Genomic DNA, 13005 nt, shown 5'->3' with positions numbered 1-13005 from the left:
GGCGCGCTCTGGTAACACCAGATCGCGCCGGTCGCCTATCTGTTTTGCCAGGAATACTCAATGAGCCAGTCGAGCAAGGAACCCGTCAGCGAGCTGATTCGCGCCAAGGATCTGATAGGCGTGGACGTATGGCGCCTGCCCAGTTTCGACCCCCAGGTGGCCGAACCGGACCCCGAGCCCGAGAGCCTCAGCGAGATCGAGGAAGTGCCGCTCGACGAAGTGCAACCGCTCACGCTCGAAGAACTTGAGGCCATTCGCCAGGAAGCCTACAACGAGGGCTTTGCCGCCGGTGAGCGCGACGGTTTCCACGCCACTCAATTGAAAGTGCGGCAAGAGGCCGAGGTCGCCTTGCAGGCCCGCCTGGCCACGCTGGAAACCCTAATGGGTAACCTCTTGGCGCCGATTGCCGAGCAGGATACCCAGATCGAGCGCTCGCTAGTGGAACTGGTGAGCCACATCGCCCGCCAGGTCATCCAGCGTGAGCTGAAGATGGAGTCCTCGCAGATCGAACGCGTGACCCAGGAGGCACTCAAGCTGTTACCCATGGGCGCGAACAATATTCGTATCTTCGTGAACCCCCAGGACTTCGAGCAGATCAAGGGCCTGCGCGAGCGTCACGAAGAGCAATGGAAAATCCTTGAAGATCCGGCGCTCATGCCTGGCGGTTGCAGGATCGAAACCGAACACAGCCGCATCGATGCCTCGGTGGAAACCCGGATAACCCAAGCACTGGCGCTGTTGTTCGACCAGTTGCACGAGCAAGGCCTGCACCCGGCCGAGGCAGATCTGCACCTGGAAATGGAGACCAGCGATGCGACTTGACCGTACCAGTTTCGGCAAGCGCATGAGCACCTATGCGCCAGCGGTAGACCTGCCTCGCCAAGCCGTGGTCGAAGGCCGATTGCTGCGCATGGTCGGGCTTACGCTGGAAGCCGAAGGGTTGCGGGCTGCCATGGGCACCCGTTGCGTGGTGATCAACGACGACAGCTACCAGGCGTCGCAGGTCGAAGCCGAGGTCATGGGCTTTTCAGGCAGTAAGGTCTTTTTGATGCCTGTGGGCAGCGCCGCCGGAATCGCCCCCGGCGCTCGGGTAGTGCCGCTCGCCGACACGGGCCGCTTGCCCATGGGCATGAGCATGTTGGGCAGGGTGCTCGATGGCGCCGGCCGAGCCCTCGATGGCAAAGGCCGCATGCGCGCCGAAGACTGGGTGCCGCTGGACGGCCCCACGATCAACCCGCTCAATCGCGACCCCATCAGCCAGCCGCTGGACGTGGGCATTCGCTGCATCAACGGCCTGCTTACGGTCGGCCGTGGCCAGCGCCTCGGCTTGTTTGCCGGTACAGGGGTGGGCAAGAGCGTGCTGCTAGGGATGATGACCCGCTTCACCGAAGCCGAAATCATCGTGGTGGGGCTGATTGGCGAACGTGGCCGGGAGGTGAAGGAATTCATCGAACACAGCCTGGGCGCCGAAGGCCTCAAGCGGTCGGTGGTGGTGGCTTCGCCGGCGGATGACGCGCCGCTGATGCGCCTGCGCGCGGCCATGTACTGCACCCGCATCGCCGAATACTTCCGCGACCGGGGCATGAACGTGTTGTTGCTGATGGACTCGCTCACCCGCTATGCCCAGGCCCAGCGGGAAATTGCCTTGGCGATCGGTGAGCCGCCAGCCACCAAGGGCTATCCACCGTCGGTGTTCGCCAAGTTGCCCAAGCTGGTGGAGCGGGCCGGTAACGCCGAAGCCGGCGGCGGCTCGATCACCGCGTTCTATACGGTACTGTCCGAGGGTGACGACCAGCAGGACCCTATCGCTGACTCCGCGCGCGGCGTGCTCGATGGTCACATCGTGTTGAGCCGCCGTTTGGCAGAAGAAGGTCACTACCCGGCGATCGACATCGAAGCGTCCATCAGCCGGGTCATGCCGTCGGTGGTCACGCCGCAGCACCTGGCCCAGGCACAGCAGTTCAAGCAGCTGTGGTCGCGCTACCAGCAAAGCCGCGACCTTATCAGCGTAGGGGCCTACGTGGCCGGGGGCGACCGGGAGACCGACATGGCAATCAGCTTGCACCCGCAGCTGGTGCATTACCTGCGCCAGGGCCTGCACGATAACGAAAGCCTTAAAAACAGCTCGGAGCGCCTGGCAACGGTGTTCCGCCCGCTGGCGCCGGGTTGATAGGCCATGGCCAATAGCCGCGCGGCGCGTCTGGCGCCAGTCGTTGAAATGGCAGAGAAGGCCGAGCGCACGGCAGCACAGCGCCTGGGCCATTTCCAGGGGCAGATGCGCCTGGCCGAAGCCAAGTTGCAGGAGCTGGAGCAGTTCCGCATGAACTACCAGCAGCAGTGGATCAATAACGGTACCCAAGGGGTTTCAGGGCAGTGGCTGATGAACTACCAGCGCTTCCTGAACCAGCTGGAGACCGCGGTGGGCCAGCAGCGCAAGAGCCTGGCCTGGCACCAGAACAACCTGAACAATGCACGTGACGCTTGGCAGAAGGCCTACGCTCGGGTAGAAGGCCTGCGCAAGTTGGTGATGCGCTACATGACCGAAGCACGCGCGCTGGAAGATAAGCGTGAACAACGCTTGCTCGATGAACTTTCTCAGCGGTTGCCGCGGTCTGATTCATACTGAAAGCAGATTTCAGTGCCGCGATTGTCGCCCTGGGTGATAGTCGCTAAAACCTTTTTGAACAAACGCTCCGCATAAAGAAGGATCGAGGTATGGAAGTTGTCACTGCAACGCAGTCCGAGGATGGGCAGGAGTTGGTCATTCATATCAATGGCCGGTTTGATTTCGGGTGCCACCAGGCCTTCCGCGATGGCTACGAACGTGCGCAGCCACGCCCGTCACGCTATGTGATCGACCTGGCGAACACTACCTACCTGGACAGCTCGGCGCTGGGCATGCTCCTGTTGTTGCGTGATCATGCCGGCGGCGACAAGGCACAGATCAGGCTGATCAACGCCAGCCAGGATGTGGTGAAGATCCTCGCGATCTCCAACTTCACGCAACTGTTCGCCATCAACTGATGTTGCCAGACAGCCCTTCGGTCTCGGTGTTGATCGCCGACGACAACATGACGGACCGAATGCTGCTGTCCAGTATCGTTCGGCGCCAGGGGCACCATGTGCTCCAGGCGGGTAACGGCGAAGAAGCGGTGAAGGTCTTCGAACAGATGCGGCCGCAGATCGTACTGCTCGACGTGATGATGCCGATCATGGATGGCTTCGAAGCGGCCCGTCGCATCAAATCACTGGCAGGCGAGGCCTTGGTGCCCGTCATTTTTCTCACCTCCATGTCCGAGGACGAGGCGCTGGTGCGCTGCCTCGAGGCCGGTGGTGACGACTTTCTCCCCAAGCCCTACAACCAGATCATCCTCGCGGCGAAGATCCACGCCATGGAACGCATGCGTCGGTTGCAGGCCACGGTGCTCAAGCAGCGTGACGAACTGGCCCGCCACCATGGCCACCTGCTGAACGAGCAGCGTGTAGCCAAGGCGGTGTTCGACCAGGTAGCCCATTCCGGTTGCCTGGGCGCGGGAAACATCCGCTACCTTCAGTCCCCCTATGCTCTGTTCAACGGCGACCTGTTGCTGGCGGCGGCCAGCCCGGGCGGGGACCTTCACGTATTGCTCGGTGACTTCACCGGCCATGGATTACCCGCCGCCGTGGGGGCGATGCCGCTGGCCGATGTGTTTTATGGCATGACCGCCAAAGGGTATGGCCTGGCGGAAACGCTGCGCGAAATGAACGCCAAGCTCAAGCGCATCCTGCCTCCGGACATGTTCTGCTGCGCCACGCTGATCAATGTGAGCGTCAACCGGCGAGTGCTCGAGGTATGGAACGGTGGCATGCCGGACGGTTACCTGCTCAAGCAGAACGGTGAACGCGTGCCAGTGCCATCCCGGGCGCTGCCGCTGGGCATCCTGTCGCCTGAGCGCTTCGAGCCCAAGACACAGGTGTACCCGATAGAGGAAGGCGATCGCATTTTCCTGCTGTCTGATGGCGTGATCGAAACCACCAACCACGAAGAAACCCTGTTTGGCGCCGAGCGACTGGAAGCGGTGCTGGACCGCAACACTGACCGCGAGCGCTTGTTCGAGGACATTCGCGAGGCGCTGCAGGGGTTCCACGGGGAAACCCGCGACGACGTCAGCATGGTGCAGGTCAAGGTAGTCGACAGCGCCAGCCTGCCCCCGGCAGTACTCACGCCCGACCGTGGCCAGCCCACGCCGACAGACTGGTCCGTGTCATTCGAGTTTCGTAGTGAAACCCTCAAGCGCTACAACCCGCTGCCTTTCCTGCTGCAACTGCTTCAGGAGGTGCAAGGCTTGCGCGGCCAGAGTGGCGCGCTGTACACGGTGCTTACCGAGCTGTATTCCAACGCGCTGGAGCATGGCGTGCTGGGGCTGGATTCGTCTCTCAAGCGGAACGGTGAGGGGTTCGCCCGCTATTACCAGATGCGCGAGGAGCGGCTGCGGGAGCTCCAGGGGGGCTATGTGAAGGTGGGCCTGGCGGTAGAGCCCCAGACCGAAGAGGGCGGGCGGCTGGTCATCACCATCGAAGACAGCGGTGCCGGCTTCGACGTACCAGCCACACTCAAACGCGTGGGTGAAGGCGACGGCTATTCCGGCCGGGGCGTCAAGCTGGTCCGGGCATTGAGCCACAGCGCTCGCTGGGCCGACGATGGGCGTAGCGCCCGCGTAGAATTCGCCTGGGAGGGTCAGGCATAATAGCCGCCGTTCAAGGAGGACAATGTGACCACAGCCCATCTGGACCCTGATGTACTTGCCACGCTAAGGGACATCATGGGAGAGGATCAATTTCCTGTGCTGGTCCACACCTATCTCTCGGATTCGCAACACCGGCTGGCACAGTTGCTGGCAGCCACCGACGCCCGCTCCCTGCGCGATGCCGCGCACAGTTTCAAGGGCAGCAGCTGCAACATGGGCGCCGGGCACCTCGCGCAGCTGTGTGGGGAGCTGGAGCATCTGCCGGTCGAGGCGCCCGCTCGGTTGGTGGCCGACTTGCAAGCCAGGATCGTCGAAGAATTCACCGCGGTCCGGGAAAGTTTCCTCGCCATCCTCGACCGTTCACCGCCGCCCTGAAAAGCTGGCCCACCTTTTGCTTTAAGCCTGATATCCGTTTACCCACCCACTGCGCGGGGTCGCTGTCATGGCTGTCGCTTCAAACCCACTCCTGCAAATCGGCACCTCTGTCGGTACCACCGGCAAGGTCCAGACTAATGCTGTCAGTTCGGTGACCAAGGTCCCCGACTCCACCAAGGACGGGGCTTCCAGCTTCGCGGAGGTCTATGCCAAAGAGCATCAGGCCGTTCCGCAGAAAGCGGCCGCCAATGCTAGCGCTCGTTCCAGCGAGCACTTCGCGGCAAGCGACAAAAAAGCAGCATTCACCAGCAAGGCAAAAGACGATAAACCGGCGGTTGCCGCTGACGGCAAACCGTCGCCGGCGACGAGGGCAGACAAGGCCGACCGGTCGAACAAGGCGGATAAATCCGCGAAGGCTGATCAGGCGAACGATACCGATTCGGTGAAGGCCGATGAGGTTTGCGAAGAAGTCGACGTGAGCGCGTCGGCGGACGATCAGGAAGACGACACGGTCGATGTCGTTGACGCGACCGCGTTGCCGGCTACGCCGGTGGCGGACCCAACGGCCGCCGTGCCTGCGCCCGCGCCCGCGGATCCTGCACTGGCCCCTCAGCCGGTGATAGACCCTGCACAGCTGCAAGCTGCCAATCAGGCCCAGGCTCCGTCGGCCGATGACGCGTTCGATCCTGCGGCCGACCCACTGGCAGACCTGCCGATGGTGCGAATGGCACTGGAACACACGGCCAAGGAGCAGGGTACGACCTCTGTTCATGCGCAGGCCGAGAACACCGCAGCGCAGCAAACCGCTGACACGGCGAGCGGCGATACCTTCGCTCAAGGCATGGGCGCGATGCTGGAACAGCAGAAAGCCACCGATGGCCTGGGCGTTGGCAAGGAGGGTGATGACGGCATCGGTGCGATTGGCGATATCAAGGACGGCGCTGCAGGCACAAGCGGCCGCGTCGAAGACTTGACCAGCCGTTTGAGCCAGTTGAACCAGGCCGTGGGCGGCAAGGCAGCGGCTACGGCCACGCCGCCGGCGCAACCATTGAACATGCAGCAGAATGGCTGGAGCGAAGGCTTGGTAAACAGGGTGATGTACCTGTCCAGCCAGAACCTCAAGTCGGCGGATATCCAGTTGCACCCGCTGGAGCTGGGCCGCCTGGATATTCGCGTGGATGTCACCGCTGATCAGACCCAGATCACGTTCCAGAGTGCTCATGTGGGTGTTCGCGATGCACTGGAAAGCCAGCAGGGCCGCCTGCGCGACATGCTGTCGCAACAGGGGCTGACGCAGGTAGACGTAAACGTCTCCGACCAGTCGCGGCAACAGCAGCAACACCAGCAGCAGGCCCAGGCAGGCCAGGGCACTCGCAGCGGTTCGGGCCGTAGCGGCGGGGTAGAAGGCGATGTGGAGGTCTCTACCGTGGCCGAAGCAGCTGCCACCCAGTCGGTGGTGGGTAGCAGCCTGGTGGATTACTACGCCTGATCGGGGTTCTGGCCCCGCCGCTTCCTACAGGGTTAAAGGCCTCCTGCCGACGGGGAGGCCCCCGTCATCTGGTATGCAGCCAGCTCGAGGTGGAGCCGATCCGGATACGCCAGGCCAGCGGTGAATACTCGCGGGTATGCTGGCGTATCTCGCGGTAGAGCGCCGCCAGCTCGGAGGGAGGGATCGACAGCTCGGTGGCGATGCGGGTCACCGCGCGAAACTGGCGAAGCTCTGGAACGTCCCGCATCAATACATCGTTGAATACCCCTGGCCCTGTGACATGGCTGATCCGTCGTGCGTACGCCGTCACAGTGTCCCGGCTATCAGTGTTTTCGTACGGGCGTTGGTAGTACAGGTCCCGGTTGGCCACAAAGCGTTGGTGGCTTTCCTGGGAGATTGCCTTCAATACCGGGGTGTTCGGCAGTGCCGCGAAATTGCTTGTGTTGAACTGGCAATGCAGGCCTAGCCGGGACTCATTGACCAAGCCGTTGAGCATCAACCGCCCGGGGGCGATTGACCAGTCCAGGTCACCAAAGTGGCTACCGCTCTCGGTACTGGCATACAGCGTGTCGTCGATGTCCATGTACAGCCCGCCGTGGTAGTCCAGCAGTTGATACCGCAGCACGTCCGCCGCGCTGGCATAGTTGACGCCGGTGCCTTCGGTGGCGGCCTGGTACTGGGCATGGTAGGGCGTTTGCCGGAAGGCGCGGAAAAACGCCGTATCCTCCAGCAGGTGAATGTGCAGGTTGGTCGGGGCGGTAGCGAGGTCGGTCAGCGTAAGGGCCTGGTCCAGTGGGTCCTCGATGCTCAGGTACAGGTGATAGTCGAACGGCGCACTGCCCTCGGCGGCCAGCGTGGCATTGGCAATCACGTTGTTCACAAAGTCATTCGGCAGCCGCCGGCCCAGCCATACGCTGTGAATGGTTCGTGGCAGCGGTACCCGGCCTTGCTTCGGTACCGGCGGGATGCGCCAGGGATAGTTTGCCGGCATGCCCAGTTCCGCCGTCGCCGCTTCGATCTCTTGCGCGCTTGGCTGAACGGTTGGCTGGGCACTGAACGGTTCGAATATGCTCGCCGCCGGGTTGTAACGAAAGCCCGTGCCAGTGGTGGTACGCCAGCAGTCGTTCAGCGGGTCGAAGCGCACTACCCGCAAGGCGTCTTCCACGGTGATCAGGTAACTGGTGGCCACGCCCCGCCCTAGATGCTGGCAATGTACACCTTGCGATACCCGTAGGGCCGGCGGGGCCCAGGGCTCCCGCGTGAAGGGCGAAAGCAGCCGAAGCCGCGCGGGCGAAAGGTCTGCCATGGCGATGTGGGCTTCATGCTCGAGCCACGCGCCATCGGCGAAATCTCCTAGCTCTTCGGGCGACAGCAGCCTGTCTTCCTGTCCGAGAAGCGCCAGCGTGTTCACCCGGTTCAGGCGCAGGTTCAAGCGCAGCGAAGCGACCTTCAGCCCCTGCGCCTGAATGCGGAACAGTTGAAACGGCCCGTCGAAGTGCGCCTTGGCAAAGGACAGCGCGCCCTCGGCGTTGCCGAACACCCGCAGGCAAGCGCCTTCAATCATTCGCGGCAACCGCGCGAAGCGTCGGGTTGCGGCCAGGGCTGGCTCGATGCCTGCGGCCGTGCCGTGGCGGGCAATTTCCTGCACGGCAAACACCAGTTCGAAGTCGGTCTGCTCGATCATTCCGCGCGTGTTGAGCGGCCACCGCGAAATCGGGGAGGGCGGCAAGGCAGGCGGCGTGGGCAACACCAGCGGCTCATCCTCGATCACCTCCCAGGGCAGGTCGCTCACAGGGGCTGCGCTGAGCAACGGCAGGTTGAAGATTGCCGTCAGCCCTTCAGCAATGGCGGCGCCGATTGCCGCTTTGCGCTCGGCGGGTGACCTGGCGTGGATGGCCTTGTCGATGTCCAGCCCCATCGCTGTGCTGGCACTTGCTACAGCGCTTAGCGCAATCGGCCATCCGAGCGGCGCCAGTTGGGAAGCCAGCTGCGCGAAGGTGGACAGGAATGCGACAGCGGCCTCCTTGCGCAGGCGATGGTTGCTGGTTAGGGCGAGGTCGGCATGCCGGAACATCTCTGTGGCGGCGCGTTCGGCGAGCCAGGCAAATGGATCCTTGGCCGCAGGTAACGCTTCGCCACCCAGCCATCCGGGTGCCAGGCTGCCATCGGCCAGTTGGGCCAGCAGGTTATGGGCGTGTTCGTCGTCCGGATCGAAGTGTGACTGTAATTCCGCGAGCCCTTGCGGCGTGGCGGCGTAGCGCTGGAGCCACCTCTCAAGTGCCGCTGCATCGTCGAAGCGTTGCACAACGTTGGCACCGTTGGGCATGTACAGGTATTGCGCTCCTTCCGGTTCCAGCACCCGCAACAGGTCACGCGAGTGGGTGGCGTGCAGGCTCACTCCGGTTACTGTCAAACCCGACGCTGCGGGCCGTTGCGCTGCCAGTGCGGCGGTAGAGCGGTCTTCACCCACGCCGTTGGCAAAAGCCCGTTGCAGGGTGAGCAATTGAGCGTCGCTCAGGGCGCCGTTCTGCCGCGCCTGCTCCATGGCGACCAGGGCGCTGGCGCGGCTCAGGGCAATAAAGTCGGGTGTTCGTGTGCGCCAGAAATCCCTCAAGCGTGTTCGGTACGTGTCTGCGAAAGCGGCTTTCCAGAAATCGGCTCCAAGCTGGCTGGGCAGTAGCCGAAGCTCCTGATGTTCGTCGTACTGGTTGGCTTTGGCGCCAGCGCTATAGAAGCCGCTCATCATGTCCAGCTGATCCATCCGGTCCTGGTCCGCCCCCGGGAACCGCTGCAACACCAATTGTGGCAAGCTCAGGCTTTGCATGGGTGGCCCACTGTGGGACCAGCCACTGAAAGCCCTCGGGCTGGACTGGGCGTTCTCGAAGCAGTGCCAATACACGTGATGCACATCCTGCTCCGCAACACCGTGCAGTGCTAACAGGCGCCGGGCTTCGGCTTCTGCGGCGGCGCCGAGATCCGGGTAGTCCGCCAGCCACCGATGGTTCATTTCGAGCAGGTCGGCCAGGTGTCGGGTATGGGTTACAGGTTTCATGATCAGCCTCTGTTGGCACAAAGCGCGCGACTTTGCAGCCAGTACCGGAGGCGCCGGTGGTGCATAACGCAATCGAGGCCGCGCGTAACATGGCATAACACTTGCTGAAGCCCACTGGATAGCTGGTGTAACCCCTTATCGCGACGGATTATTGGCATGGCTAAGAAAGACGAAGACGCAGGCGCGGCCCCCGAGAAGAAAAAGGGCAAGCTCAAGTTCATACTGATCATCGTGATAGCGCTGCTGCTTGCGATCGGTACGTCGGTGGGCGGAACCTGGTACTTCATGCACAAGTCCCAGAACAACAAGGATGAGAAAACACCCGCGGCTACCGCCGAGGCCGTCAAACCTGTGGCGATCTACGAACCCTTGTCACCCGCGTTCGTGGTCAACCTCAATCAGAACGGCCGGCAGCGGTACCTGCAGGTGAGTATCACCCTGCTGACCCACGATCAGGCCGCGCTGGACGCGCTCAAAGTGCATTTGCCGGTCATCCGCAATAACCTGGTGATGTTGCTCTCCGGCCAGGATTTTTCCACGCTGGCGAGCCCGGTGGGGATAGAAATGCTGCGCCAGAAAGCCACTGCCAGTGTTCAGGAAGTGGCCCAGAAAGAGGTTGGCAAGCTGGTTGTGGATCAACTGTTGTTCACCAATTTCGTATTGCAATAGGAAACCCTCATGGCCATGCAGGACCTGTTGTCACAGGACGAGATCGACGCGCTGCTGCACGGCGTGGACGATGGGCTGGTGCAGACCGAAACGATGGTCGAGCCCGGTAGCGTCAAAAGCTACGACCTGACCACCCAGGACCGGATCGTGCGCGGGCGCATGCCCACCCTCGAGATGATCAACGAGCGTTTCGCCCGTTATACCCGCGTGAGCATGTTCAACCTGCTGCGCCGTTCCGCCGACGTGGCGGTAGGCGGCGTGCAGGTGATGAAATTCGGCGAGTACATTCACTCGCTCTATGTGCCGACCAGCCTGAACCTGGTGAAGGTCAAGCCGTTGCGTGGCACCGCGTTGTTCATCCTGGACGCCCGCCTGGTGTTCAAGCTGGTGGACAACTTCTTCGGCGGCGATGGCCGCCATGCCAAGATCGAAGGCCGGGAGTTCACCCCTACGGAGTTGCGCGTGGTGCGCATGGTGCTGGACCAGGCCTTTGTGGACCTCAAGGAAGCCTGGCACGCGGTGATGGACGTGAACTTCGAGTTCATCCAGTCGGAGGTCAACCCGGCCATGGCCAACATTGTGGGCCCCAGCGAAGCGGTGGTGGTCTCCACGTTCCATGTGGAAATGGATGGCGGCGGCGGCGACCTTCACGTGGCCATGCCATATTCGATGGTCGAGCCCGTGCGTGAGATGCTCGACGCCGGCTTCCAGTCAGACCTGGACGATCAGGACGAGCGCTGGATCAAGGCCCTGCGCGAAGACGTACTCGACGTGTCGGTGCCGTTGTCGGCGACCGTCGCCCGCCGCCAGCTCAAGCTGCGAGACATCCTCCATATGCAGCCAGGGGATGTGATCCCCGTGGAGTTGCCAGAGGAGCTCGTGATGCGTGCCAACGGGGTGCCCTCGTTCAAGGCCCGCCTGGGCTCGCACAAAGGCACGCTCTCGTTGCAGATCACCACACCGATCGAGCGCCGCTGATTCGCGCGCGCCGATCCTGAACAGATTGAGGACTTACAATGGCTGATGACAAAGATACTTCCGTCGATGACCAGGCGCTGGCTGATGAGTGGGCCGCGGCACTGAACGAATCCGGCGACGGTGGGCAGAGCGACATCGATGCCTTGTTGCAGGCTGATACTGCAGCGCGCCCGGCGGGCACCCGGCTGCCGATGGAAGAGTTCGGTTCCTCGCCCAAGCCTTCCGAAACGCACGGTATGGAAGGCCCTAACCTGGATGTGATTCTGGACATCCCGGTGACCATCTCCATGGAAGTGGGCAGCACCGAAATCAACATCCGCAACCTGCTGCAGCTCAACCAGGGGTCGGTGATCGAGCTGGATCGTCTCGCCGGCGAGCCGCTGGACGTGCTGGTCAACGGTACCTTGATTGCCCACGGTGAAGTGGTGGTAGTGAACGAGAAGTTCGGTATCCGCCTTACCGACGTGATCAGCCCTGCCGAACGTATCAAGAAGCTTCGCTGATGAAGGCCTTGCTGGCCGGGCTGCTCAGCCTGCCGTTGGTCGCCTTCGGCGCAGAGCCCGCCGCACCTGCTGCTTCGGCTTCGACCGCGGCAGTTGGCGCCAGCTCCGGTATGGCCGCCCAGCTCGGGCAAACGGCCCTGGGGCTGTTGGCCGTAGTTGCGGTGATCCTCGGGCTGGCCTGGCTATTGCGCAGGCTGCAACCCATGGGCCCGCGCAACGGCCAGGTGATCGAGCTGCTCGGGGCCCGCGCCCTTGGCCCCCGCGACCGGCTGGTGCTGGTGCAAGTGGGCCGGGAGCAGATCCTGCTGGGGCTTTCCCCGGGCCGCATCACCCCGCTGCACGTGCTGCAACATCCAGTCGAAACCCCACAACCCGGTGAGGCGACGACGCCTGAATTCGCCCAGCGGCTCATGGAACTGCTTGGCAAGGACCATAAGGATAGGAAGTGATGCGCACCCTGCGCTGGCTGATTCCGCTTTGCGGGGTGCTTGTCGCCCCATCGGTGCTGGCGGCCGACCCGCTGTCATTGCCGGCGATAACCATGACGACCGGCGCCAACGGTCAGCAGGAATACTCGGTGAGCCTTCAGATCCTCGCGATCATGACGGCGCTGAGTTTCATTCCGGCGTTCGTGATGCTGATGACCAGCTTCACCCGCATCATCATCGTGTTCTCGATCCTGCGCCAGGCGCTGGGGCTGCAACAAACGCCGTCCAACCAGTTGCTGACCGGCATGGCGCTGTTCCTCACCATGTTCATCATGGCCCCGGTGTTCGACCGGGTGAACAACGACGCCTTGCAACCGTACCTGGCCGAGCAGATGAGCGCTCAGGATGCGCTAGCCAAGGCCGAGGTGCCGGTGAAGGACTTTATGCTGGCGCAGACCCGGCAGAGCGACCTGGACCTGTTCATGCGCCTGTCCCGGCGCACCGATATACCCAGCGCCGATCAGGCCCCCATCACCATCCTGGTCCCGGCGTTCGTGTGTTCCGAGCTCAAAACCGCCTTCCAGATCGGCTTCATGATTTTCATCCCGTTCCTGATCATCGACCTGGTGGTCGCCAGCGTGTTGATGGCCATGGGGATGATGATGCTGTCGCCCCTTATCATTTCCCTGCCGTTCAAGATCATGCTGTTCGTGCTGGTGGATGGCTGGGCGTTGATCATCGGTACACTCGCCGGCAGCTTCGGCGGCGTTTGACTCAGAGGAGG

At 62.6% G+C, this 13005-nt stretch carries 13 protein-coding genes; 12 read left to right on the top strand and 1 reads right to left on the bottom strand.

The window, feature by feature from the left end:
- Nucleotides 1-60: 60 nt before the first annotated feature.
- From fliH to AC3Z8Y_RS16445, 7 genes are all read left to right on the top strand, one after another.
- Nucleotides 61-822, top strand: coding sequence for a flagellar assembly protein FliH (gene fliH, locus AC3Z8Y_RS16475; protein WP_490086745.1), 762 nt, complete (start codon nt 61-63; stop codon nt 820-822).
- Nucleotides 812-2170, top strand: coding sequence for a flagellar protein export ATPase FliI (gene fliI / locus AC3Z8Y_RS16470; protein ID WP_181113026.1), 1359 nt, complete (start codon nt 812-814; stop codon nt 2168-2170). Before fliH ends, fliI begins: the two co-directional genes overlap by 11 nt.
- Nucleotides 2171-2176: 6 nt before the next feature.
- Entirely contained in the window at nt 2177-2626 is a 450-nt protein-coding gene (gene fliJ, locus AC3Z8Y_RS16465) for a flagellar export protein FliJ (protein WP_181113023.1), read from the top strand.
- An 89-nt stretch (nt 2627-2715) separates the two neighbouring features.
- Nucleotides 2716-3024, top strand: a complete 309-nt coding sequence (locus tag AC3Z8Y_RS16460) for an STAS domain-containing protein (RefSeq protein WP_490086744.1) — start codon at nt 2716-2718, stop codon at nt 3022-3024.
- Complete coding sequence (locus AC3Z8Y_RS16455; RefSeq protein ID WP_490086743.1) at nt 3024-4727, top strand: ATP-binding SpoIIE family protein phosphatase; 1704 nt, start codon at nt 3024-3026, stop codon at nt 4725-4727. The genes AC3Z8Y_RS16460 and AC3Z8Y_RS16455 overlap by 1 nt, the downstream gene beginning before the upstream one ends.
- Before the next feature lie 24 nt (nt 4728-4751).
- A complete protein-coding gene (locus tag AC3Z8Y_RS16450; protein ID WP_490086742.1) occupies nt 4752-5102 on the top strand; it encodes an Hpt domain-containing protein in 351 nt (116 codons plus the stop codon).
- A gap of 67 nt (nt 5103-5169) precedes the next feature.
- Nucleotides 5170-6591, top strand: coding sequence for a flagellar hook-length control protein FliK (locus tag AC3Z8Y_RS16445; protein WP_490086741.1), 1422 nt, complete (start codon nt 5170-5172; stop codon nt 6589-6591).
- Between the two features lie 64 nt (nt 6592-6655).
- Here AC3Z8Y_RS16445 and AC3Z8Y_RS16440 read toward each other — a convergent pair whose 3' ends face one another.
- Nucleotides 6656-9643: a dermonecrotic toxin domain-containing protein gene (locus AC3Z8Y_RS16440; RefSeq protein WP_490086740.1), complete on the bottom strand. Its 2988-nt coding sequence runs from the start codon at nt 9641-9643 to the stop codon at nt 6656-6658.
- 156 nt (nt 9644-9799) lie between these two features.
- On the opposite strand from AC3Z8Y_RS16440, the gene fliL reads away from it, so the two are divergent.
- From fliL to fliP, 5 genes are read left to right on the top strand one after another with little or no spacing between them, the layout of a single operon-like run.
- The gene (gene fliL / locus AC3Z8Y_RS16435; protein ID WP_490086739.1) at nt 9800-10312 is read left to right on the top strand and encodes a flagellar basal body-associated protein FliL; all 513 of its coding nucleotides are present in this window, start codon (nt 9800-9802) and stop codon (nt 10310-10312) included.
- A 9-nt stretch (nt 10313-10321) separates the two neighbouring features.
- The gene (fliM, locus tag AC3Z8Y_RS16430; RefSeq protein WP_181113004.1) at nt 10322-11290 is read left to right on the top strand and encodes a flagellar motor switch protein FliM; all 969 of its coding nucleotides are present in this window, start codon (nt 10322-10324) and stop codon (nt 11288-11290) included.
- Between the two features lie 38 nt (nt 11291-11328).
- The gene (fliN, locus tag AC3Z8Y_RS16425) at nt 11329-11793 is read left to right on the top strand and encodes a flagellar motor switch protein FliN (protein WP_225772786.1); all 465 of its coding nucleotides are present in this window, start codon (nt 11329-11331) and stop codon (nt 11791-11793) included.
- Nucleotides 11793-12242 carry a flagellar biosynthetic protein FliO gene (fliO, locus tag AC3Z8Y_RS16420; RefSeq protein ID WP_490086738.1) on the top strand — a complete coding sequence of 150 codons (450 nt, stop codon included), beginning with the start codon at nt 11793-11795 and terminating at the stop codon, nt 12240-12242. Before fliN ends, fliO begins: the two co-directional genes overlap by 1 nt.
- Nucleotides 12242-12994 carry a flagellar type III secretion system pore protein FliP gene (gene fliP / locus AC3Z8Y_RS16415; protein WP_490086737.1) on the top strand — a complete coding sequence of 251 codons (753 nt, stop codon included), beginning with the start codon at nt 12242-12244 and terminating at the stop codon, nt 12992-12994. The genes fliO and fliP overlap by 1 nt, the downstream gene beginning before the upstream one ends.
- Nucleotides 12995-13005 lie beyond the last annotated feature (11 nt).

The organism is Pseudomonas sp. 3MAES_34.3B (assembly GCF_058145875.1).
Note: the sequence above shows the minus strand (reverse complement) of the source record. Positions and strands in the feature narration are given on the sequence as shown.